This window comes from Rossellomorea sp. NRS-1567, from assembly GCF_050467885.1.
Classification (GTDB): domain Bacteria; phylum Bacillota; class Bacilli; order Bacillales; family Bacillaceae_B; genus Rossellomorea; species Rossellomorea aquimaris_C.
Map to the genome: position 1 here is coordinate 82,228 of NZ_JBITPL010000015.1, position 24,105 is coordinate 106,332.

The 24,105-nt window shown below is 40.8% G+C and carries 24 protein-coding genes; all 24 read left to right on the plus strand.

All coding sequences use genetic code 11. The features are described from left to right. Positions 1-54: 54 nt before the first annotated feature. The 24 genes from acpP to hslV all read left to right on the plus strand — a co-directional run bounded on the left by acpP (position 55) and on the right by hslV (position 24,088). Positions 55-288: an acyl carrier protein gene (gene acpP / locus ACIFOD_RS09845; protein ID WP_113968250.1), complete on the plus strand. Its 234-nt coding sequence runs from the start codon at positions 55-57 to the stop codon at positions 286-288. A gap of 193 nt (positions 289-481) precedes the next feature. Then, positions 482-1,228: a ribonuclease III gene (gene rnc / locus ACIFOD_RS09850; protein ID WP_113968249.1), complete on the plus strand. Its 747-nt coding sequence runs from the start codon at positions 482-484 to the stop codon at positions 1,226-1,228. A gap of 11 nt (positions 1,229-1,239) precedes the next feature. After that, entirely contained in the window at positions 1,240-4,806 is a 3,567-nt protein-coding gene (gene smc / locus ACIFOD_RS09855) for a chromosome segregation protein SMC (protein WP_430314462.1), read from the plus strand. A gap of 18 nt (positions 4,807-4,824) precedes the next feature. Beyond that, positions 4,825-5,814: a signal recognition particle-docking protein FtsY gene (gene ftsY, locus ACIFOD_RS09860; protein ID WP_430314463.1), complete on the plus strand. Its 990-nt coding sequence runs from the start codon at positions 4,825-4,827 to the stop codon at positions 5,812-5,814. A gap of 184 nt (positions 5,815-5,998) precedes the next feature. Further along, positions 5,999-6,331 carry a putative DNA-binding protein gene (locus tag ACIFOD_RS09865; RefSeq protein ID WP_113968246.1) on the plus strand — a complete coding sequence of 111 codons (333 nt, stop codon included), beginning with the start codon at positions 5,999-6,001 and terminating at the stop codon, positions 6,329-6,331. A 12-nt stretch (positions 6,332-6,343) separates the two neighbouring features. Continuing rightward, positions 6,344-7,687, plus strand: coding sequence for a signal recognition particle protein (gene ffh / locus ACIFOD_RS09870; RefSeq protein WP_397551722.1), 1,344 nt, complete (start codon positions 6,344-6,346; stop codon positions 7,685-7,687). A gap of 118 nt (positions 7,688-7,805) precedes the next feature. After that, complete coding sequence (gene rpsP / locus ACIFOD_RS09875) at positions 7,806-8,078, plus strand: 30S ribosomal protein S16 (RefSeq protein WP_113968244.1); 273 nt, start codon at positions 7,806-7,808, stop codon at positions 8,076-8,078. Positions 8,079-8,090: 12 nt separating this feature from the next. Then, positions 8,091-8,324 (plus strand): KH domain-containing protein, encoded by a 234-nt coding sequence (locus tag ACIFOD_RS09880; protein ID WP_113968243.1) that lies wholly within the window; start codon positions 8,091-8,093, stop codon positions 8,322-8,324. A 239-nt stretch (positions 8,325-8,563) separates the two neighbouring features. After that, entirely contained in the window at positions 8,564-8,950 is a 387-nt protein-coding gene (locus ACIFOD_RS09885) for a YlqD family protein (protein ID WP_324748073.1), read from the plus strand. A gap of 17 nt (positions 8,951-8,967) precedes the next feature. Then, on the plus strand, positions 8,968-9,486 hold the full coding sequence (gene rimM, locus ACIFOD_RS09890; protein ID WP_430314464.1) for a ribosome maturation factor RimM: 519 nt from the start codon (positions 8,968-8,970) through the stop codon (positions 9,484-9,486). After that, on the plus strand, positions 9,486-10,220 hold the full coding sequence (trmD, locus tag ACIFOD_RS09895) for a tRNA (guanosine(37)-N1)-methyltransferase TrmD (RefSeq protein WP_430314694.1): 735 nt from the start codon (positions 9,486-9,488) through the stop codon (positions 10,218-10,220). The genes rimM and trmD overlap by 1 nt, the downstream gene beginning before the upstream one ends. A 136-nt stretch (positions 10,221-10,356) precedes the next feature. Then, positions 10,357-10,701, plus strand: a complete 345-nt coding sequence (gene rplS / locus ACIFOD_RS09900; RefSeq protein ID WP_032088854.1) for a 50S ribosomal protein L19 — start codon at positions 10,357-10,359, stop codon at positions 10,699-10,701. 191 nt (positions 10,702-10,892) lie between these two features. Beyond that, entirely contained in the window at positions 10,893-11,432 is a 540-nt protein-coding gene (gene lepB, locus ACIFOD_RS09905) for a signal peptidase I (protein WP_113968239.1), read from the plus strand. A gap of 28 nt (positions 11,433-11,460) precedes the next feature. Beyond that, positions 11,461-12,327 carry a ribosome biogenesis GTPase YlqF gene (gene ylqF, locus ACIFOD_RS09910; protein WP_430314465.1) on the plus strand — a complete coding sequence of 289 codons (867 nt, stop codon included), beginning with the start codon at positions 11,461-11,463 and terminating at the stop codon, positions 12,325-12,327. Positions 12,328-12,427: 100 nt separating this feature from the next. After that, positions 12,428-13,183, plus strand: a complete 756-nt coding sequence (locus ACIFOD_RS09915; protein WP_430314696.1) for a ribonuclease HII — start codon at positions 12,428-12,430, stop codon at positions 13,181-13,183. A gap of 68 nt (positions 13,184-13,251) precedes the next feature. Beyond that, a complete protein-coding gene (locus ACIFOD_RS09920; RefSeq protein ID WP_430314466.1) occupies positions 13,252-15,072 on the plus strand; it encodes a hypothetical protein in 1,821 nt (606 codons plus the stop codon). Next, a complete protein-coding gene (locus ACIFOD_RS09925) occupies positions 15,069-15,350 on the plus strand; it encodes an EscU/YscU/HrcU family type III secretion system export apparatus switch protein (protein ID WP_113968236.1) in 282 nt (93 codons plus the stop codon). Before ACIFOD_RS09920 ends, ACIFOD_RS09925 begins: the two co-directional genes overlap by 4 nt. Before the next feature lie 260 nt (positions 15,351-15,610). Next, complete coding sequence (sucC, locus tag ACIFOD_RS09930; RefSeq protein ID WP_113968235.1) at positions 15,611-16,771, plus strand: ADP-forming succinate--CoA ligase subunit beta; 1,161 nt, start codon at positions 15,611-15,613, stop codon at positions 16,769-16,771. Between the two features lie 16 nt (positions 16,772-16,787). After that, complete coding sequence (sucD, locus tag ACIFOD_RS09935) at positions 16,788-17,690, plus strand: succinate--CoA ligase subunit alpha (protein ID WP_430314467.1); 903 nt, start codon at positions 16,788-16,790, stop codon at positions 17,688-17,690. A gap of 80 nt (positions 17,691-17,770) precedes the next feature. Beyond that, a complete protein-coding gene (gene dprA / locus ACIFOD_RS09940) occupies positions 17,771-18,646 on the plus strand; it encodes a DNA-processing protein DprA (RefSeq protein ID WP_430314468.1) in 876 nt (291 codons plus the stop codon). 300 nt (positions 18,647-18,946) lie between these two features. Next, a complete protein-coding gene (gene topA, locus ACIFOD_RS09945) occupies positions 18,947-21,022 on the plus strand; it encodes a type I DNA topoisomerase (RefSeq protein ID WP_430314469.1) in 2,076 nt (691 codons plus the stop codon). Positions 21,023-21,265: 243 nt separating this feature from the next. Continuing rightward, a complete protein-coding gene (trmFO, locus tag ACIFOD_RS09950) occupies positions 21,266-22,564 on the plus strand; it encodes an FADH(2)-oxidizing methylenetetrahydrofolate--tRNA-(uracil(54)-C(5))-methyltransferase TrmFO (RefSeq protein WP_430314470.1) in 1,299 nt (432 codons plus the stop codon). Positions 22,565-22,625: 61 nt separating this feature from the next. After that, on the plus strand, positions 22,626-23,525 hold the full coding sequence (xerC, locus tag ACIFOD_RS09955; RefSeq protein ID WP_430314471.1) for a tyrosine recombinase XerC: 900 nt from the start codon (positions 22,626-22,628) through the stop codon (positions 23,523-23,525). 20 nt (positions 23,526-23,545) lie between these two features. Then, positions 23,546-24,088 carry an ATP-dependent protease subunit HslV gene (gene hslV / locus ACIFOD_RS09960; RefSeq protein ID WP_430314472.1) on the plus strand — a complete coding sequence of 181 codons (543 nt, stop codon included), beginning with the start codon at positions 23,546-23,548 and terminating at the stop codon, positions 24,086-24,088. Positions 24,089-24,105 lie beyond the last annotated feature (17 nt).

Below are 24,105 nucleotides of genomic sequence, written 5' to 3' on the forward strand. Positions count from 1 at the left end.
CTCTTTTCATTAGAGGTCAAAATGCTCTATAATACTTGAGGGGAGGTGACAAATATGGCAGAAGTATTAGATCGTGTAACAAAAATTATCGTAGATCGTCTAGGTGTAGATGAATCTCAAGTAACTCTTGAAGCTTCTTTCAAAGAAGATCTAGGAGCTGACTCCCTTGATGTAGTTGAGCTGGTTATGGAACTTGAAGATGAATTTGACATGGAAATCTCTGACGATGATGCTGAAAAAATCGGCACAGTAGGTGATGCTGTGAACTACATAAAAGCAAAAGCTTAATCGTTAGATTGAATTAAAAGATAAGCACATGCTGATCTTTCATTCAAAACCATTTAAAACTTGGTAGAGGTCTCACTTCTACCAAGTTTATTTGTGTTCTGACATGCGCAAGAAACTTTTGCGTAATTGCTTTTTTTAGCATAAACTTGATAAGTAGAAAAAAGAGAACATTTAGAGCAAGGTGGAGTGCCTTATGCGGAAGCAAAGTAGAAACAAAGGAATATCCAGACATAAAAATGATAGTAAGTTTAAAACGTTTCAGGATGAAATCGGAATTCAATTTAATGATGAAAAACTACTTAAACAAGCTTTTACTCATTCATCCTATGTGAATGAGCATCGTCGTAAGCCTTATGAAGACAACGAACGCTTAGAATTTCTTGGGGATGCCGTTTTGGAATTAACGGTTTCTCAATTTCTTTTCAAGAAGTATCCAATGATGAGTGAGGGTGAACTTACGAAATTAAGGGCAGCCATAGTATGTGAGCCTTCCCTGGTTAAGTTCTCGATTGAAATGAATTTCGGTGAACTCATCTTACTTGGTAAAGGTGAAGAAATGACGGGCGGTCGGGAAAGACCAGCATTACTCGCAGATGTCTTCGAGGCGTTTATCGGAGCGGTATATTTGGATCAAGGGTTAGAAACAGTGATTTCAATCCTTGAAAAAGTTGTCTATCCAAAAATTAACGTCGGTGCTTTTTCTCATGTGATGGATTATAAGAGTCAGTTACAAGAGCTGGTCCAACGGGGCAGTGCAGGGATGATTGAATACAGCATCCTTGAAGAAAGCGGGCCTGCCCATAACCGGCAGTTTATTTCCCGAGTGAGTTTAAATGACGATGAATTAGGCATTGGAAAAGGCCGATCTAAGAAGGAAGCTGAACAACAAGCCGCACAGAAGGCTCTTGAGAAGCTAAAACAAAAGCTAGACGCTAAATAGGGGGAAAGAAGATGTTCCTCAAACAACTAGAAGTAATGGGGTTTAAATCTTTTGCAGAAAGAATATCCGTGGAGTTTGTCCCGGGTGTTACAGCCGTTGTCGGACCAAACGGCAGTGGGAAGAGCAATATTATAGACGCGATTCGCTGGGTACTGGGTGAGCAATCAGCGAAAAGTCTGCGCGGATCGAAAATGGAAGATGTTATATTTGCCGGGAGTGATTCAAGAAAAGCCCTTAACATAGCAGAGGTAACCCTTGTCCTGGATAATGAAGACGGTACCCTTCCGATTGATTACAGTGAAATCAGTGTTACAAGAAGAGTGTACCGCTCTGGAGATAGTGAGTATTTACTGAATAAGCAACCTTGTCGATTGAAAGACATCATTGAATTATTCATGGATTCAGGTTTAGGGAAAGAAGCGTTCTCCATTATCAGTCAGGGGAAAGTGGAGGAAATCCTGAATAGTAAGCCTGAAGAACGTAGAACCATTTTTGAAGAGGCAGCCGGGGTATTGAAGTATAAAACACGGAAGAAAAAGGCGGAGAATAAGTTATTCGAAACACAGGAAAATCTTAATCGTGTGAATGATATTCTTCATGAGTTGGAAGGGCAGGTAGAACCCCTTAAAATTCAAGCTTCGATGGCACGTGATTATTTGGAGAAAAAAGAAGAGCTGGAGAAGTTCGAGGTCGCATTGACGGTCTATGATATTGAGGATTTACATAAGCAGTGGGAAAGGCTTAGTGAAGAATTTGAACATCATGGAAAAGAAGAACTGGCACTTTCCACCCGTATACAAAAGAAAGAAGCCGTTCTGACCCAAACCCGTGATAAAATTGCGGCTCTTGATGAGTCGATTTCAAATCTTCAGGAAGTGCTCCTCGCTACAAGTGAAGAATTGGAGAAACTTGAGGGTAGGAAGCAAGTATTAGTGGAACGGAAGAAAAATTCCTCTTCCAACGAAACTCAATTGATACAATCGATAGAAGAAGCAGGGGAACAAATTAGACAACTGACTTCTGAAAAAGAAAAAGTAGAAATGGAATTCAAGTCTATCGATTCAGTCGTGAAGGAACTGAAAGAGCTGCTCATAACGAAACAGAATCAATTTAAGCATTACAATGAAAATATTGAAGATGTAATAGAATCCTTCAAAAGTGATTACATTGAAAAGCTGAATCAGCAGGCGTCAGCCAAAAATGAAATTCAGTACCTTGAACAGCAGCTGGAGCAGCAATCCAATCGAAGCGGCCGATTAGAAGCAGAAAATGAAAAGTATGTGATTCAGCGTGATGAATTGCATCTGAGTCACAAAGAACTTTCGAAAGAGCTGCAGGAGCAAAAAGAGGTAATAGATGAGCACATATTCTTCTATCGTGAGGAACAGCAAAAGCTTGAGTCGGTGAAGGCCAAATATGAAAAGCAAGAAAAAACCCTATATCAAGCTTTTCAATTTCTGCAACAGGCGAAATCCCGGAAAGAAATGCTTGAGGAAATGGAAGACGACTATACAGGTTTCTTCCAAGGTGTAAAAGAAGTCCTAAAGGAACGTGACGGTCAGTTAACCGGGGTTCAAGGAGCGGTGGCGGAACTGATAACCGTACCTAAATCATATGAAACGGCAATAGAGACAGCTCTGGCAGCCTCCATGCAGCATATCGTGGTTGATACTGAAGAAGATGGCCGAAAAGCCATTGCTTTCTTAAAGAAGAACCAATACGGCCGTGCTACTTTCTTACCGATGAATGTCATCAAAGGGAAATCGATACCCGATAGTCAAAAAAATATGCTGAAGGGTTATCCTTCCTTTATAGGAGTTGGAACCGACTTGCTGAATTATGATCAGCGTTTCCAGATGGTGATTTCGAACCTGGTTGGAAATGTGATCATCGCGAAGGATTTAAAGGGAGCAAATGAAATCGCTAAGCTTATACAATATCGATACCGTCTAGTGACCCTGGACGGAGATGTGGTGAATCCCGGCGGGTCCATGTCCGGTGGTACCGTGAAGCAGAAGAAAAACTCGCTTCTCTCCAGAAAAGGTGAGCTTGAAGAAATGAAAGAAAAGCTTGCAACGATGGAAGACCAGACTGAACATCTTCAATCTCAAGTGAAATCACTGAAAGAAGAAAGCAGCTTCAGAGAGAAGAAGCTGGAAGAAATGAGGGTGAAAGGAGAGCGTTTGCGACTCAAGGAGCAAGAGCTTCTTTCAAAGCTTCGTGAAAATGAATTATCCCAGCAGAATCTGGATGAAAGGCTTTCACTATATGATTTGGAGAAAAAAGACTTTACGTCGGTTAAAGAAAAGCATGATTCCAGAACGAAAGAATTAAGAGCGTCTCTGGAAGGAATAGGAGAAGATATTACAAGGCTCGATCAAAAGATTAGCGAGCTTACTCTCCAAAAGAATAGTGAACGAACGTCCAAGGATGCTTTATTGAATGAAATCAGTGATATAAAAGCAAACCTGGCCGCACGAAACGAGCAATTGGTGAACAGTCGTAATCAATTAATTCGTGTGCAGGAAACAATCGTCGATACAAACAAGCGAAAGTCGACTTTACAAGATGATTTGGAGTGGCTGCAGACTGAAATGAAGGATAATTTTTCAGGAGAAGAGCAGCTTGGGAAGAAGGCTGAAGAGTGTTCGGTTCAAAAATCAGAAACTTCAAATTTGATTTCTTTACGACGGGAAGAGCGCTTGAATCTTCAACATACGGTCGAAGACGAGGAGCTCGAGTTGAAAGAATTAAAGCGTCAGCATAAAGGGTTGGTAGGAGCTTTAAGGGACGAGGAAGTGAAAATCAATCGTCTGGATGTTGAACTGGAAAATAGACTTGATCATTTACGTGATGAGTATATGCTTTCGTTTGAAGCGGCTAAGTCAGATTATCCCTTAATGATTGGGGTCGAAGAAGCGAGAAAGAAAGTGAAACTTGTGAAATTGGCCTTGGAAGAACTGGGAACCGTTAATCTCGGTGCCATTGATGAATATGAACGAGTGAAGGAAAGATACGAATTTTTAGTAGAGCAGAGGAATGATCTGACGGAAGCGGTGGACACTCTTTTTCTGGTCATTAATGAGATGGACACAGAAATGATCAAACGCTTTGATCAAACCTTCACGGCGATTCAAGTGGAATTTGAAGGGGTATTTAGAGCATTGTTTGGAGGGGGAAGAGCGCAGTTGAAGCTGACTGACCCATCTGATCTCCTTCATACGGGGGTTGATATAGTAGCCCAGCCTCCAGGGAAGAAGCTGCAGAACCTTGGGCTGATGTCCGGGGGAGAACGAGCCTTAACGGCCATTGCCCTGCTGTTTTCAATCCTCAAGATCAGACCCGTGCCATTCTGTATACTGGATGAGGTAGAGGCAGCTCTTGATGAAGCAAATGTACAGAGGTTCAGCCAATATTTAAAGAAATTCAGTGACGAAACACAATTCATCGTCATTACCCATCGTAAAGGAACAATGGAAGAAGCCCACGTGCTGTACGGTGTAACGATGCAGGAATCCGGTGTGTCCAAATTAGTATCAGTCAGACTGCAAGAAACAAAGGAATTGTTAGAAACTTAATGAGTGGGGTGTGAAAGGTTGAGTTTTTTTAAGAAGCTTAAAGATAAATTTACACAATCGAGTGACAACGTATCAGATAAATTCAAAGATGGACTAAGTAAAACGAGAAATAACTTTACAACAAAGGTCAATGACCTGGTTGCGAGATACCGCAAAGTGGATGAAGAATTCTTTGAAGAGCTGGAAGAAATCCTGATCGGAGCGGATGTTGGGTTTGATACGGTCATGGAACTGATAGACGAACTAAAGCTTGAAGTGAAGCGAAAGAATATTCAAGACACTCAAGATGTTCAATCAGTCATTTCAGAGAAGCTTGTTGAAATCTACCAAGGAGATCGTGATGAGGACAGCAGCCTGAACATTCAAGATGATCAGCTGACGGTTTTGCTGTTTGTCGGAGTGAATGGTGTAGGAAAGACGACGACCATAGGGAAGATGGCTCATATGTTCAAGGAACAAGGTAAGAATGTGGTACTTGCAGCAGGTGATACATTCCGTGCAGGAGCGATCGAACAGCTTGAAGTATGGGGTGAGCGTGTAGGAGTTCCAGTCATTAAGCAAGCTGCAGGAAGCGATCCGGCAGCGGTCATGTTTGATGCAGTTCAATCAGCTAAAGCAAAAAAAGCGGATATTCTTATTTGTGATACAGCAGGAAGATTACAAAATAAAGTGAATCTGATGAAAGAACTTGAAAAAGTGAAGCGGGTGATTGAAAGAGAAGTTCCAGGAGCCCCCCACGAAGTATTACTCGTTCTTGACGCGACCACAGGTCAAAATGCCATGGTGCAAGCGAAAACCTTTAAAGAAGCAACAAATGTCTCAGGAATCGTCCTGACAAAGCTCGATGGTACAGCAAAAGGTGGTATTGTCCTTGCGATCAGAAACGAGCTTGAAATCCCTGTGAAATTTGTAGGTCTGGGAGAAAAAATGGACGACCTCCAGCCTTTCGATGCTGAAAAGTATGTATACGGCTTATTCTCAAACCTGGTTGATAAAGAAGAAGAATAGATTCAAGAATCGATAGGGTAGCCTGTTTGGAAGACTTTAAGAAGTCGTCTTGCAGGTTACTCTACTTTTGTGTAGGGAGTTTGGGATATTCTCTATGAAAAATCCATAAGTATTCTTGACAAACACCCGTAAACACTGTATTCTTCATATGTAAAGGTTTTTCACTTAACAAGGAGGGATATCCGTGCTGGAGAAAACGACCAGAATGAATTATCTCTACGATTTTTATCAATCTTTGTTAACTCCTAAGCAGAGAAGCTATATGTCCCTCTATTATTTGGATGATTTCTCTTTAGGGGAAATCGCTGAAGAGTATAATGTTAGTCGACAAGCAGTGTATGATAACATTAAACGAACAGAGGCCATGATCGAGGAGTACGAAGAAAAGCTTTTATTATTTAATAAATTTCAAGAACGCAACGAGATTCTTGATCAACTCAGACAAAAAATAGGGGAATCATCAATCGATTCTTCTCATTGTTTAAAACTCATTGATGATCTTGAAATATTGGATTAGGAGGCGGCATGAATGGCATTTGAAGGATTAGCCGACCGACTGCAAGGTACAATACAAAAAATCCGTGGAAAAGGAAAGATTTCAGAAGCGGATGTTAAAGAGATGATGCGTGAAGTTCGTCTTGCTCTTTTGGAAGCAGACGTTAATTTTAAAGTGGTGAAGCAATTCGTCAAGAAAGTAAGTGAACGGGCTGTCGGACAAGAAGTCATGAAGAGTCTTACACCAGGACAACAGGTCATTAAAGTTGTTCAGGAAGAGCTTACAAACTTGATGGGTGGCGAACAAAGTCAGATTGCCGTCGCAAAACGTCCTCCGACTGTCATTATGATGGTTGGTTTGCAAGGTGCAGGTAAAACGACGACCACTGGAAAGCTTGCGAACCTGCTTCGAAAGAAACATAACCGCAAACCACTATTGGTGGCTGCAGATATTTACCGTCCCGCTGCCATTAAGCAGTTAGAAACCATCGGGAAGCAACTAAGCCTACCTGTGTTTTCACTGGGAGATCAGGTGAGTCCGGTTGAAATTGCGAAAAGAGCCATCGAAAAGGCAAAAGAAGAACATCACGATTATGTTCTGATTGATACAGCAGGTCGACTTCACATTGATGAAAACCTAATGGGAGAGTTGAAAGAAATTAAAGAACTCTCAAATCCAGATGAGATATTCCTCGTAGTGGATGCCATGACAGGTCAAGATGCGGTTAATGTTGCCCAAAGCTTTAATGAGGATCTTGGCATATCGGGTGTTGTCCTGACAAAACTTGATGGTGATACTCGAGGCGGGGCCGCTTTATCCATCCGTTCAGTCACTGAAAAACCAATTAAATTTGTTGGGATGGGTGAGAAGATGGATGCGTTAGAAGCATTCCATCCTGAGCGCATGGCATCACGGATCCTTGGTATGGGAGATGTTCTTTCCCTTATTGAGAAAGCTCAGGCCAATGTTGATGAAGAGAAAGCCAAAGAACTTGAACAAAAAATGCGTACCATGTCTTTCACTTTTGATGATTTCCTGGAGCAATTAGGTCAAGTGAAGCAAATGGGCCCACTTGATGAGTTACTGAAAATGATGCCTGGAGCAAACAAAATGAAGGGCTTGGATAAGATTCAAGTCGATGACAAGCAGATCAGTCATGTTGAGGCAATCATCCAATCGATGACGAAGGATGAGAAAATTCATCCGGAAACCATCAATGCTTCGCGTCGTAAAAGAATTGCGAAAGGGAGCGGAACGTCCATTCAAGAAGTAAACCGACTTCTCAAACAATTCGAGGACATGAAGAAAATGATGAAACAAATGAGTGGGATGCAAGGAAAAGGTAAGAAAAAAGGGATGAAATTCCCATTTATGTAAGCAATTCGTTCGGTTTTTCAAAAGAAAAATTGAACTGTTAAGAAAAAACACTTTACAAACAAAATACACATTTGATATTATACTAACTTGTGTGAAACTATTCGGAGGTGCTTTAATAATGGCAGTAAAAATCAGATTAAAACGTATGGGATCAAAAAGATCTCCTTTCTATCGTATCGTAGTTGCAGATTCTCGTTCACCACGTGATGGACGTCAAATCGAAACAGTTGGAACTTACAACCCGGTTGCTAAACCAGCTGAAGTGAAAATTGATGAAGAGTTGGCTCTTAAATGGTTATCCAATGGTGCTAAACCATCTGACACAGTTCGTAACCTATTCTCAAAACAAGGCATTATGGAAAAATTCCACAATGCTAAAAACAGCAAGTAATCGATTAGATCGATGAAGGATCTTATTCTAACGATTGTGAAACCCTTAGTTGACCATCCAGACTCAGTCCACATCGAAACTGATGAAGGAACGAACGGCATAACCTATAAGTTATCTGTTCATCCTGAAGACATGGGGAAGGTCATTGGGAAACAAGGGAGAGTAGCTAAATCGATTCGAACTGTAGTATACGCTGCAGCAGGATCTTCACAACAGAAGAAAATCTTCTTAGAGATAGTGGAGTAAGGAAGCCGACATTTGGCTCTTTACACGAAAGGGTCCTAAGACCTTGAACACCGACTCTATAGAATCAGGGGACTGACCCACAAAGGTTACTATATAGCCTTAAGACGTCAGTCCCCTTTTTCATAGGCTTATGCTGCATGATCTAAAGAAAGACCTGCACAATCCAACACTCCCCCAAGAGAACACCCTAAGGATATAGTACGACAGCGTGGGGTGAATAGAAGGAGGAGGAAGAACTGTTGAATGTGATACATACGATTACGATTAAACAGGTGTTAACAGAAAAGAGTAAGGATCTGTTAATGAAACGATATGAAAATCAAAAATTTCATTTAGCCAAGGAAAGCGATCAGTTACAGTTCGAAATGAAAAAGATTGAACGTGGTAAGAAATACCCTTCTCATAAATTAAACCAGCACTTCGAAAGAGAATTGAATGAGCGGGCTGAAAAGATCAAGCTCTTGGATTTCCAAATCGAGCAGTTAAATATCCTTCCTATTGGAAGCGAGCTAAAGGAAAAGGAAGTCCAAGGTATGGTTGACATTCAAGTTGGTGACAATTGGGAAGAAGAAGCACTTTCTAAGACAATTATTATTGAAGATGGTATTGTGAAAGAAATTCGTTGAGGCAAGAGGTGAAATTGATGGAAAAGTGGTTTAATGTAGCTAAGATTGTCAATACCCATGGAGTTAAAGGAGAATTAAAGATCGTTTCTACGACAGATTTTCCTGAGGAGCGATATCAAAAAGGGAACACACTTTATTTGTTTCAAGGTCAAAACCAAGAACCGATCAGTCTCGTAATCAAATCTCATCGAAATCATAAGAGCTTTGATTTATTGACCTTCGAAGGGTATGAAAATATCAATGAGGTTGAGAAGTTTAAAGAGGGTATCCTGAAGGTACAGGAAGACCAATTACAGGAACTTGAAGAAGGAGAATACTATTTCCACGAAATCGTTGGCTGTAAGGTCTTAACAACTGCCGGGGAAGAGCTTGGGACCATAAAAGAGATTCTAAGCCCGGGAGCGAACGACGTATGGGTTGTGAAGGGTCAAAGAGGGAAAGAATACCTTATCCCTTACATAGAGGATATCGTGAAGACGATCGACATAGAGAAACAGCTCGTTACGATTGAACCGATGGAAGGCTTGTTGTCATGATGAGGATTGATGTCCTGTCTCTATTCCCAGCTATGTTCGAGGGGATCTTTGGTGAATCGATTCTTAAGAAGGCTTACGAAAAAGAAGCCGTAAGCTACAATGTAATTAACTTCAGAGAATACGCTGATAATAAACATAATCAAGTTGATGATTATCCTTATGGTGGAGGAGCCGGGATGGTATTGAAGCCACAGCCTATCTTTGATGCGGTCGATGCCTTAAGGAATGAGAAACAATCAAAGCCAAGGGTCGTCCTGATGTGCCCGCAGGGTGAACGCTATACACAGCAAAAGGCAGAGAAACTTGCTAAGGAAGAACATCTCGTATTTATATGCGGTCATTATGAAGGCTACGATGAGCGTATCAGGGAGCATGTTGTAACGGACGAAATATCGATTGGAGACTATGTATTAACTGGTGGTGAACTTGGCGCCATGGTTGTCATCGATAGTGTAGTTCGCCTGCTTCCTGGGGTGCTTGGGAATGAGGATTCACCCATTCAGGATTCGTTCTCATCAGGACTCCTTGAGCATCCCCATTATACCCGGCCGTCGGACTTTAGGGGGATGAAGGTACCAGATGAGCTGATCTCAGGGAATCATCGTCTGATAGATGAATGGAGAGAGAAGGAGAGTCTGAGAAGAACCTTTGAAAGAAGACCGGATCTATTAGAAAGCTATACACTCACAGATCGACAAAAAGCCTGGATAGAGGATTGGAGAAAGTCTAAATAGGCTATTGCATCCTGGTTGTCTGTGTGATATTATATTCTTTGTGGCTTGAGGGGTTATCCCCTGTTGCCATTGATCCCGATGTTCCGCTGCAATCTATCGCTTTTGTAAGAGCATCTGTTGGAAGGAGTTGAAAAAGATGCACAAATTAATCGAAGATATTACGAAAGAACAACTTCGCTCTGATCTACCATCTTTCCGTCCTGGTGATACAGTACGTGTACACGTTAACATCGTTGAGGGTACTCGTGAACGTATTCAGGTATACGAAGGAGTAGTAATCAAACGCCGCGGTGGCGGTATCAGCGAAACATTTACTGTTCGTAAAATTTCTTACGGTGTAGGTGTTGAACGTACTTTCCCAGTACACACACCAAAAATCGCTAAATTAGAAGTTATTCGTCGCGGTAAAGTCCGTCGTGCGAAACTTTATTACCTGCGTAACCTGCGTGGTAAAGCGGCACGTATTAAAGAAATTCGATAAGAACGTAAGAAAAGGAGCTTGGAGACAAGCTCCTTTTCCTTATTCTAGAAGACCTTTTCTTGTTGTGTAATAAATGAAACGTCCCACAGACGGACTGCCTATTTTAATGAAGCCACCTTTTTTTAAATGAGAAATACAAGAATTTCTAGTAGAATAGAAAAAGATAGAAAAATACATTGGGTGGTGGAGATGTGGTTAAAGAGAAAAATGAGTGGTGGGAGTGGATGAAGGCACTGTTGATCGCAGTAGGTTTAGCTGCAATTATCAGATTCTTTTTATTTGCACCCATTGTTGTCGATGGATTATCAATGATGCCTACTTTACATAATGGAGATCGAATGATTGTGAGTAAATTAGGGGAGCCGGAGCGATTTGATATCGTCGTTTTCCATGCACCTGAACAAAAGGATTATATCAAACGTGTCATCGGGCTCCCGGGGGATGAAGTAGAGTACAAAAATGATACATTATATATTAATGGAAAAGCGTATACTGAGCCATATTTACAAGAGTATAAAGATCAATTAAATGATGGTGTATTAACAGAAGATTTCACTTTGAATGATATCATTGAAAAAGGCACTGTTCCAGAAGGGGAAATTTTTGTGATGGGTGACAATCGCCGTTTCAGTAAAGATAGTCGTCACATCGGTACAGTTCCAATGGAAGAAGTGATTGGTGATACAAAAGTGATCTATTGGCCTGTTAAAGATATAGGTTTCGTGAAATAATAGAAAAAAGTTGTTTGGAGGTGGTCATATGACAATACAATGGTTCCCAGGGCATATGGCTAAAGCTCGTAGACAAGTTACTGAGAAGTTAAAACTTGTAGACATTGTGATTGAATTAGTAGATGCGAGAATACCGTTATCGTCAAGAAATCCAATGATAGAAGAAATTATTGGACAAAAGCCGCGACTTGTTTTGTTAAATAAAGCAGACATGGCAGATAAAAATAGAACGAATCAGTGGATTTCTTATTTTAGAGAGCAAGGAATAACAGCTCTTGCTGTAAATGCACAGGCTGGCAAAGGACTTCAAGTCATAGTTCAAGCCGCTAAAGAAATATTAAAAGAAAAGTTCGACCGCATGAAATCGAGAGGAATGAGACCTCGTGCCATAAGAGCCATGATTGTCGGTATTCCTAACGTAGGGAAATCCACATTAATCAATCGCCTGGCTAAGAAAAATATAGCGAAAACAGGAAATACTCCTGGAGTGACAAAAGCCCAGCAATGGATCAAAGTGGGGAAAGAGCTTGAACTACTCGACACGCCGGGTATTTTATGGCCTAAGTTTGAAGATCCGCAAGTTGGATATAAACTGGCATTGACCGGTGCCATTAAAGATACCATCCTGAATTTACAGGATATCGCCGTTTATGGTTTGCGATTTCTTGAAGAGCACTATCCAGACCGATTAGAAGAGCGCTACGGCCTTGAAGAAATACCTGAAGAAGTAGTGGATAGCTTTAATGAAATTGGAACTAAAAGAGGCTGTCTGATGGCTGGTGGAGAAGTGAATTATGACAAGACATCTGAACTTATCGTCCGTGACATTCGAAATGTACAATTAGGACCCATGACGTTTGATATCATTGGTGAGACTGAGAGAGAGAGCGAATAAAAAAGAGGCTGTAAAAAGGGGGAATCTCTTTTGCGCAGCCTCTTTATTTATGTGAAGTACATCCGATATAAATAGGAGGAGCAATGTGAATACAGTACATATGACCATTAAAGAAATAAGGGAAATCATCAAGTCTGCTTCTGCTCATGATCCGATTCTTGATGAGTTGAAGAAGGACGAAAGAATTGGTGTCCAAAAACTTTTAAAACAGATTGAACGCGAGCAGATGAAACGAGAGAAGGAAAGAGAAGAATTTACCGTCCTAACTCAATATGAACGTGAACTTCATCAACAGGGATTCACCCTCATTGCAGGAATCGATGAAGTAGGTAGAGGTCCTCTTGCAGGTCCTGTGGTGGCGGCTGCCGTCATACTGCCCGATGACTTCTATTTGGCGGGATTAAATGATAGCAAGAAGATAACAGAAGCAAGAAGAGAGGATTTCTATGAATACATCAGGGAACATGCAATATCTGTTGGAGTAGGAATGGTACATGCGGATGAAATTGATTCCATAAATATTTATGAGGCTACAAAAAAGGCTATGAGTGAAGCAATCGTCAGCCTGCTGGTTCAGCCTGAGTATTTACTGATCGATGCGATGAAAATTCAATCGCCCTTTCCGAGTCAGTCGATCATTAAAGGCGACTCGAAAAGTATATCCATTGCCGCAGCTTCCATCATTGCCAAGGTAACACGTGACCGACTGATGAAGGAGTATTCCAGCACCTATCCTGGATATGCGTTTGAGAGGAATGCAGGATATGGCACAAAGGATCACTTAGGCGGGCTGGAGAAATTAGGAGTGACCCCCATTCATCGAAAGAGCTTTGCACCTGTGAAGGAGCTGCTATAGAATAGCAGCCGGATGGACTGTATAAACACTGAAACGATTATGATTCACAATGAACGGGAGACAGGGATATGACCCATATTCATGGTATTTACAGTAAACAGCCCCTTGAACAAAGGCCCTTTTCCATTCAAAGTGGAAAAGTTCTATTTATCAGCGTCCATAAGCTGTTAGGAGAGGGCAATGCAGTGGTGTCAGCCAATGGACAACGGTTTATTGCGAAAATTGAAGCACCAATGGAAGCTGGAGAACGTTATTGGGTAGAAGTGAAACAATCTGAAAGTAATGTAAGTCTACATCTAATCCCAAACCGTGGGCAAACTGGAGTGGAAAATGGAAAGCAAGCAGCAGCGAATCTATTACAGCATTTTTCCATATCAACAAATGGCAAAGAAATGAACGAATTTGTTATGGAGCTAATGAAAAAAAACATTCCCATTCATAAAGAACTGCTAGTATTCGGAGAGAAACATTTGAAAGGGAAAGATTCATCAGAAAGTGTGAAAACCCTGGTTGAAATGGCTAAGAGGAATATGCCGCTTTCTGACAGGGTCTTTCTCTCCATGAAATCGGGAACTTCAACAGGCGGCATTTTATCCAAGTTAAATGAGCTGGCTTCAAAGTTAAGCGGGACTGGAATGGACATGGCCACACTCAATTTACTTACAGGGATCCAGAAACCGTTGAATAGGCTGGCGTCAGAAAGACTTGTGATAACTGCATTATCCCGTTTAGTTGATACTTCCCAAACCTTCTCTAATCGATTAGGCCATTTCGATCTATTGAAATCACTAGGAGTCTTTCCGAAAGAAATCCCCATGAATCAATGGAGGAAAGGGTTAAAGACAACGGTTGTAGAAGAACTGACACAGTCTTCACAGGGGCAGTGGGAAAGAAAGATAGATCTTCTAAGAACCCAATTGGCCAATCATCCAGGTCCAGCTCCCGTAAAGCTTCGGAATGACCTGAATCAGCTACTATCTACGACTACCGGCATGGGTCCGGAAATTCATAGACTCTCTGGTACTCATATCGGTAAATGGATGGATATTATATTGAGTTCGGAAACTGTACTAAATGGAGAAAGGGACGAACCTTCCTTTGTGGCAGCTAAAGAGCTGATGGGAGTAGTTGGAGAGGGAAAGTGGCGGTCCATTGAGATGAACTATATGAGGCTCTTGCAATCCTATGGAAGAAGCGCACCTGCATCGAACATGGAACAGCTGTTTCAAAAACTTCACCTACAGATAGAGCAAGAACTCACTCAGACGATTCGGGGAGAAGAACTGGCAAGGGTGTTGAAAAAAGTTATTGGAACGTTTGGGATTAACTTGGAAGCTCAGTTACAAAAAAATGGGCAAGAGCTTCAAAATCATCCAACAATTAAGCAGCATCTCATCGGGTTAAGTCAAAATCACCCACTCTCCGATATTCGAATGCTAGCCGATGATCTTGTTCTCAAGATGAACCACCAGGTGCTTCAATCACAGGAGAGTTCTCCTTTTCTGACAATCGTACAACAATTCCCATTTTCTTTATTTGGACAGAGCACCGATATCACCCTTCAATGGACAGGTAAAGAGAAAGAAAAAGGTGTGATTGATGGAGACTACTGCCGGGTTTTATTTTATTTAGAGCTGGATATCATGAAAGAGACATTAATCGATATGCAGGTTCAAAACCGAGTGGTCTCCTTGACCGTTTGGAATGACCACCCAAACGTAGAGAGAATGTCCAGATCATTTATTCCTGGATTAAAAGAAGGTCTGGAGAAGCTGGACTATCAACTATCTATGGTAAAGGTGAAAGCTCCGGATAAGCAGGTTGAGCTTTCTGATAAAATCATGGCAGAACGCTTTAAAACGTTTTCGGGAATTGATTTAAAGATATGAAAAACCCTCATGAAAGAAAAGAAGCGATTGCTTTAGGCTATAATCAAAGTAGTGAATCAGCTCCAAAGGTCCTTGCTAAAGGGAAGGGAATCATTGCTGAAAACATTTTGGCTCAAGCAAAAGACCATCAAATACCTGTACAAGAAGACAAGAGCTTACTCTCACTTCTTGGGAACCTGGATATAGGGGAATCAATACCTGAAGAATTATATGGCGCTGTAGCGGAGGTTTTTGCTTTCATCTATCGCTTAGATCGGGATATAGCGGGGAAGGGATAATTTCTTTGCCAATCTAATATACTTCATGTCACTAAACGGTATGAGCACGAAATAGAATAGCGAATTATATTTTTTAAGAATAATAATTTCAAGGATAAACCCTTCAAAAACAATGGAACATATGGAGTAATTCTACTATCTTAAGTTCAGAATTTTAAAATTAATATAATATTTTTAGCATAATGGTAGACAGATATACTGTCATTTTATACAATGAAAGCGCAGTCTATTTTTTGAAGAGTTTGATAGGAGGATGGAAAATGAATATCCATGAATATCAAGGTAAAGAAATCCTCAGAAATTACGGGGTATCCGTACCAAATGGTAAAGTGGCTTTTACAGCTGAAGAAGCAGTAGAAGCGGCGAAGACATTAGATTCCAGCGTGTATGTAGTGAAAGCCCAAATCCATGCAGGTGGTCGAGGTAAAGCTGGCGGAGTGAAAATCGCTAAAAGCCTGGACGAAGTGCGTACATATGCAGATGAGTTAATCGGTAAAACTTTAGTAACTCACCAAACAGGTCCTGAAGGTAAGGAAGTAAAGCGCTTACTTATTGAAGAAGGCTGTGATATTAAGAAAGAATATTACGTAGGTCTGGTACTCGACCGCGCGACTTCCCAAGTTGTCCTGATGGCATCTGAAGAAGGCGGAACGGAAATCGAAGAAGTAGCAGAAAAAACACCGGAAAAAATCTTTAAAGAGTACATTGATCCAGTTGTTGGATTAACAGGTTTCCAAGCGAGACGTATTGCATTCAATATCAATATCCCTCAAAAACTAGTTGGAAAAGCAGCTAAGTTCATGATGGGTCTTTACAACGTGTACGTCCAAAAGGATGCTTCTATTGTCGAAATCAATCCTTTGGTTGTAACAGGTGATGGAGACGTAATGGCATTGGATGCGAAGTTCAACTTCGATTCAAATGCATTATACCGTCAAAAAAATGTGATTGAATTACGCGATCTTGAAGAAGAAGATGCAAAAGAAATTGAAGCTTCTAAATATGACCTAAGCTATATTTCCCTGGACGGAAATATCGGTTGCATGGTTAACGGAGCCGGTCTTGCCATGGCAACGATGGACATCGTGAAGCATTACGGCGGAGATCCCGCTAACTTCCTTGATGTTGGGGGCGGTGCTACAGCGGAAAAGGTAACAGAAGCATTTAAAATCATTCTTTCTGATGAAAACGTTAAAGGTATTTTCGTCAATATCTTCGGTGGAATCATGAAATGTGATGTTATTGCAACAGGTGTTGTAGAAGCAGCTAAGCAAATCGGTCTTCAAGTTCCACTTGTGGTTCGTCTTGAAGGTACAAATGTTGACTTAGGGAAAGAAATCCTTAATAAATCAGGATTGAATATCATTGCAGCTGAATCTATGGCGGACGGCGCACAAAAAATCGTTGAGCAAGTAGGCTGAGAAAGGCGGGGGACTAATGAGCGTATTTATTAATAAAAATACCAAGGTTGTTGTACAAGGGATTACAGGATCAACAGCTCTTTTCCATACGAAGCAAATGCTTGAATACGGTACACAAATCGTGGCAGGTGTAACACCTGGAAAAGGCGGAACTGAGGTTGAAGGCGTACCTGTTTTCAATACAGTTGAAGAAGCAAAGAAAGCAACTGGCGTAAATGCATCCGTCATCTATGTTCCTGCTCCGTTTGCAGCAGATGCAATCATGGAAGCGGTAGATGCCGAGCTTGATTTGGCAATCTGTATTACAGAACATATCCCTGTACTGGATATGGTGAAGGTTAAGCGTTATATGGAAGGCAAGAAAACACGCCTTGTAGGACCGAACTGTCCAGGAGTCATCACTCCTGAAGAGTGTAAAATCGGGATCATGCCCGGTTACATCCATACGAAAGGTCATGTAGGGGTTGTTTCACGCTCTGGTACACTTACGTATGAAGCAGTTCACCAACTTTCCCAAGCGGGAATCGGTCAGTCAACGGCAGTGGGGATCGGTGGAGATCCTGTAAACGGAACAGACTTTATCGATGTATTGAAAGCATTCAATGAAGATGAAGATACGTATGCTGTCATCATGATTGGTGAAATCGGCGGTACTGCTGAAGAAGAAGCTGCTGAATGGGTTAAAGCCAACATGACTAAGCCTGTAGTAGGATTCATTGGAGGACGTACAGCACCTCCAGGAAAACGTATGGGCCATGCAGGTGCGATCATTTCAGGCGGTAAAGGAACAGCTGATGAGAAGATTCGCGTTATGAATGAATGCGGAATTCAAGTTGCTCCTACACCTTCAGATATGGGCGAAACATTAATAAAGGTTCTTAAAGAAGAAGGAATCTTAGATAAATGTAAAACTCATTAATCATGTATTGAGACTGATGGCATTCATGCTATCAGTCTCAGTTTTATATTCTCTATTAAAGAAAATTCAGGAGGTTATAAATGAAAGACCGTCGTCATATTCTATTTCATATTCATCATTGTCGGGGGATTGGATTGAAAGGAACAAAAAGAATACTAGAATCTCTCCAGGAATTACACTCTATCTTTGATTTATCCCCTTCCACGCTCCAACAAATAACCCATTCTACCACAGTCAATTCAGAACTCTTCTATAGAGACCTTCATTCATTTAATTCAGACCGATACAAAAAGCTTTATTCAGAAAATGATATAGACTGGATCACGATTATGGACGAAGATTACCCTGCTCTACTGAGAAACGTATATGATCCCCCCTTTCTTCTCTTTTTAAAAGGAAACAGGAATCTCCTTCATGGACGAAAGAAATTGGCCATTATTGGTTCGAGAAATGCCACCTCTTATACGGAAAAAATTCTTCGCGATATGATTCCACAGCTGGTGAAGAAAGAGGTAGTCATTGTAAGTGGACTAGCGCAAGGTGCAGATACGGTGGCTCATAACGAAACGATTCAATCAGGTGGCCAAACGATAGGTGTCCTTGGTGGAGGTTTCAATCACATTTATCCGAAGCAAAATGAAGGATTAGCCCATCATATGATGAAGCATCAGCTTCTCCTCTCTGAATATCCCCCTTATATTAAACCTGAAAAATGGCAATTTCCTTTTAGAAATAGGATTATCAGCGGTCTTACCGATGCAGTGCTTGTTACGGAGGCAAGAAAAAAGAGCGGGACATTCATCACGGCTGATTATGCATTAAATGAAGGAAGAGAAGTATTATGTATACCAGGATCCATACATGAGCCGTTAGCAGAAGGAACCAACAGTCTAATCCAGGAAGGTGCAAGAATGGTCCTATCAATAGAAGATATTATTTCAGAACTGGGAGTATAAATTAAGATAATATGATATAGAATCTTTTAATAAAGTAGGGTTTTTCCGATGAATGATTGAATAATAACAAGTTATTTATACAAAATGGTTGCAATTATTGTGAAACTGTTATACATTTTGCAACAGGTATCTAAAACTATATATAAGAGAAATAAATCGTTAAAAGTAGTGATTATCTAAACTGATATCAATTCTATACCTATGTGAATGAAAGTGTAAACGTTTCCGTTTCACTTGGGTCATAAACATTCCAAGGTGCTATAAACAGTGATTATTTCCCTCTTTAAGGAGGCTAATTGGATGGCAGATTATTTAGTAATAGTAGAGTCGCCGGCAAAGGCGAAAACAATTGAGCGTTATTTAGGAAAAAAATATAAGGTCAGGGCTTCAATGGGCCACGTCAGAGACTTACCGAAAAGTCAAATGGGCGTTGATGTAGAAAACGAATTTGAGCCTAAGTATATAACGATACGCGGTAAAGGCCCTGTATTAAAAGAATTGAAAACAGCAGCAAAAAAAGTCAAAAAAATCTTCCTCGCGGCTGACCCCGACAGGGAAGGAGAAGCAATTGCCTGGCATTTGGCTCACAGCCTTGCCATGGACACCACTTCCGAATGTCGTGTGGTATTTAATGAGATTACGAAGGATGCGATTAAAGAGTCCTTTAAGCATCCACGCGCGATCAATATGGATTTAGTCGATGCTCAACAGGCACGCAGGATTTTAGATCGATTAGTGGGTTACAACATCAGCCCGCTCCTTTGGAAGAAAGTTAAAAAGGGTCTAAGTGCAGGGAGAGTGCAATCTGTCGCACTAAGATTAATTATTGACCGGGAAAATGAAATCAAAAGTTTTACTCCAGAAGAGTACTGGTCAATAGAAGCTGAATTCACAAAAGGGAACGATACATTCCAGGCATCGTTTTACGGAATGGACGGTAAGAAGGTTGAATTGAAGACCGAAGAAGATGTGAAAGAAGTGCTTGGTAAAGTAAAAGGGAAGTCCTTTGAAATTAACAAAGTAACAAAAAAGGAAAGAAAACGAAATCCTGCTCCGCCATTTACAACTTCTTCACTACAGCAGGAAGCAGCAAGAAAATTAAACTTCCGTGCAAAGAAAACGATGATGCTTGCCCAACAATTATATGAAGGAATAGAGATGGGGAAAGAAGGCACGGTTGGTTTTATTACTTATATGAGAACTGACTCGACTCGTATTTCTGAAGTGGCTCAAAAAGAAGCGAACGAATACATCGTTAATAAATATGGTAATGATTTCGTTAAGCAGGCTGAGCGTAAAGAGAAAAAACAACAAAAATCTCAAGATGCCCACGAAGCCGTCCGTCCAACCAGTACATTAAGGGATCCCGCTTCAGTGAAAGAATATCTTTCAAGAGATCAATACAGACTTTATAAATTGATTTGGGAACGATTTGTTGCAAGTGAAATGTCACCGGCAATTATGGATACGATGAGTGTGGATATTGTAAATGGTTCCGTCATGTTTAGAGCAACCGGCTCTAAAGTGAAGTTTCCAGGCTTTATGAAAGTATATGTTGAAGGATCGGATGATCAGAAAGAGGAAAAAGACAATCTTCTACCAGCCTTGGAAGAAAACGATAAAGTGAAAAGTGAAAGCATTGATCCAAATCAGCATTTCACTCAACCCCCACCAAGGTATACAGAAGCAAGGCTCGTCAAGACGCTGGAAGAACTGGGTATTGGCCGTCCTTCCACATATGCTCCGACTCTTGATACGATTCAACGAAGAGGCTATGTAACATTGGATAATAAGCGTTTCATTCCGACTGAACTGGGCGAAATCGTTTTAGAACTGGTGAGAGAGTTCTTCCCGGATATCATTGACGTCGAGTTTACGGCAAACATGGAGCGCAGCTTGGATGATATTGAAGATGGCAATGTGAAGTGGGAAAGAATCATCGATCGCTTTTATCAGGATTTTGAAAAACATTTGGAAAAAGCGGAAAATGAAATGGAAAAAATTGAAATCCGCGATGAACCTGCCGGTGAAGATTGTGAAGAATGCGGACATCCAATGGTATTCAAAATGGGTCGATATGGAAAGTTCATGGCTTGCAGTAATTTTCCTGACTGCAGAAATACTAAGCCAATCGTCAAGGAAATCGGTGTGAAATGTCCAAAATGTGAAAAGGGCAATATCATCGAACGAAAAAGCAAGAAAAAGCGTATTTTCTACGGTTGTGATCAATATCCTGAATGTGACTTCTTATCATGGGATAAGCCGATCGAACGGAAATGTCCGAAGTGTTCAGAATTGCTCGTTGAGAAAAAGCTTAAAAAAGGTAATCAAATTCAATGTACTAGTTGTGATTATAAAGAAGAAACTCAGAAGTAGTGTGAGTTTCCTGTTCGTCTGAACAATAAAAAAGATTGATTGTTGAACAATGAACTTATACAATGTAACAAGGGACTGTCCCAACAGGTGATTTCTCTATTACCTGATGGGTCAGCCCTTTTCTGTTTGCATTTAGTTAAAAAGACAAATTCATAATATGCTTTTGTCTTTTTTATCATTGTGCATTGGTGTACAATACAATGTGGTTAAGATGAAGGATCGATTTACAGGAGGTTTATATAGATGCCAGTAAATGTTATTGGAGCAGGGTTAGCGGGAAGTGAAGCCGCTTGGCAGATTGCTAAGAGGGGAATAAAGGTTAACCTTTTTGAAATGAGACCGGTACGTCAGACACCTGCCCATCATACAGATAAATTTGCAGAGCTTGTGTGCAGCAACTCGCTTAGAGCGAATACATTAACCAATGCTGTTGGTGTATTAAAAGAGGAAATGCGGCATTTAGATTCCGTCATCATGTCAGCAGCCGATGCCTGTTCTGTTCCTGCAGGAGGAGCATTGGCCGTGGATCGTCACGAATTTGCAGCCCATGTCACTGATAAAGTGAAGAATCACCCGAATGTCATGGTATATAATGAAGAGGTCACGGATTTACCTGAAGGAATCACCATTATAGCAACAGGACCACTTACAAGTGAGAATCTTTCAGAGAAAATCAGAAAAGTAACGGGAGAAGAACATTTATATTTCTACGACGCAGCTGCACCAATCATTGAGAAAGATTCAATTGATATGGACAAAGTGTATTTGAAATCTCGGTATGACAAAGGGGAAGCGGCATACTTAAATTGTCCGATGACAGAAAATGAGTTCAATCGTTTCTACGAAGCCCTTATTTCAGCTGAAACGGTGCCTTTAAAAGAGTTTGAAAAAGAGATTTTCTTTGAAGGGTGCATGCCGATAGAAGTGATGGCATCCAGGGGAAGGAAAACCATGTTATTTGGTCCTTTAAAACCGGTGGGATTAGAAGACCCTAAAACAGGTAAACAACCATATGCTGTTGTACAATTAAGACAAGATGATGCAGCAGGAACACTTTACAATATTGTAGGCTTTCAAACACATTTAAAGTGGGGCCCGCAAAAAGAAGTGCTTCAATTGATTCCTGGACTTGAGAATGCGGAAATTGTCCGCTATGGGGTGATGCACAGAAATACCTTCATCAACTCTCCCAATGTTCTAAAGGATACCTATCAACTAAAAGACCATGAGAACCTGTTTTTTGCCGGTCAAATGACTGGAGTGGAAGGTTATGTGGAATCTGCTGCCAGCGGGCTGATCGCGGGAATCAATGCAGCGAAATTGGCTATAGGTGAATCACCCGTGGTATTCCCTCATGAAACAGCGATTGGAAGTATGGCAAGATATATTACGACGGCCAACAAGAACAACTTCCAACCGATGAATGCTAATTTCGGTCTACTCCCTGATTTGCCAAAAAAGGTAAAAGGCAAAAAAGATCGTAATGAGCAACATGCCAACCGGGCATTAAAAACAATTCAGAACTTTGTGAAAAAAGTGTAAAATTCATTGCAAGGGCAGCTGGGTTGTGTTACTATTTAGTAGCCCTTGTGAGGTGTTAAAAATGAGAAATCAATTATATGAACAATTACAATCCTTTACTGAATATATACAAATAGAAAAGCATTATTCTGCTCATACTTTTGAACAATATCGTCATGATATTGAGGAGTTCTACGTATTTATGAAAGAACAAGGTTTAAGTTCATTAAAAGATGTCGAGTATTCTGATGCGAGACTTTTTTTAACTAAGCTGCATGATCATGGTTTAATGAGATCTTCCATTTCTAGGAAGGTATCCAGTTTAAGGAGCTTTTACCGCTATTTAAATCGGGAAAAGCAGCTAACCGATAATCCATTTTCCTTTGTGAATCTTCCCAAAAAAGAACAGCGATTGCCTAAATTTTTTTATGAGGAAGAAATACAAGCATTGTTAGAAGCGTGCGGAGGAGACAAGCCTTTAGACATTCGCAACCGGGCCATCTTTGAACTTCTTTATGCTACGGGTATCCGCGTAAGTGAATGCACAAGCATACAGATGAAGGACGTCGATTTAGGGCTTTCTACAATCCTTGTTAAAGGTAAGGGTAACAAAGAGAGATATGTGCCATTTGGAAGCTTTGCTCACGATGCTATAGAACAATACATAACAGAGTCCCGCCCTAAGTTAATGAAGAATCAAACCCATACCCAATTGTTGGTCAATCATCGTGGCGGAGCATTAACCCAAAGAGGGATACGTCTTATCTTAAATAAGATTATCGAGAAGGCTTCCCTGACCGGAAAAATCCACCCCCATATGTTAAGACATACGTTCGCCACGCATTTACTTAATAATGGTGCCGATTTAAGAACGGTTCAGGAACTTCTTGGACACTCACAGTTATCATCAACTCAAGTATATACTCATGTATCGAAGGATCAATTGAGAAAAACATATTTAGCACATCATCCACGTGCTTAAGAAGAGTTGGAGGTCAGGATATGGAACAATTCCACGCAACCACTATTTTTGCCGTTCAGCATAAAGGCAAATGTGCGATGTCCGGGGACGGACAGGTGACATTTGGCAATTCAGTTGTGATGAAGCATACAGCAAAAAAAGTACGGAAGCTATTTAATGGCAAAGTATTAGCAGGTTTTGCCGGTTCAGTTGCCGATGCATTCACACTATCAGAAAAGTTCGAAGGGAAACTTCAGGAATTTAATGGAAATCTCCCGAGGGCTGCTGTTGAGTTAGCTAAAGAGTGGAGGAGCGACAAAGTGTTAAGAAAGCTTGAAGCGATGTTGATTGTGATGGATGAAAATCACTTGCTGCTAATTTCCGGGACTGGTGAAGTCATTGAACCGGACGATGGAATTTTAGCCATTGGATCAGGTGGTAATTATGCACTATCTGCTGGAAGAGCTTTAAAACAATACGCAGGTGACCATTTATCTGCCAGGGAAATCGCCCAGTCTTCCTTACAAATCGCTGCTGATATATGTGTATATACGAATAACCAAATTATTGTTGAAGAGCTATAAACATTAATCATCAGGTT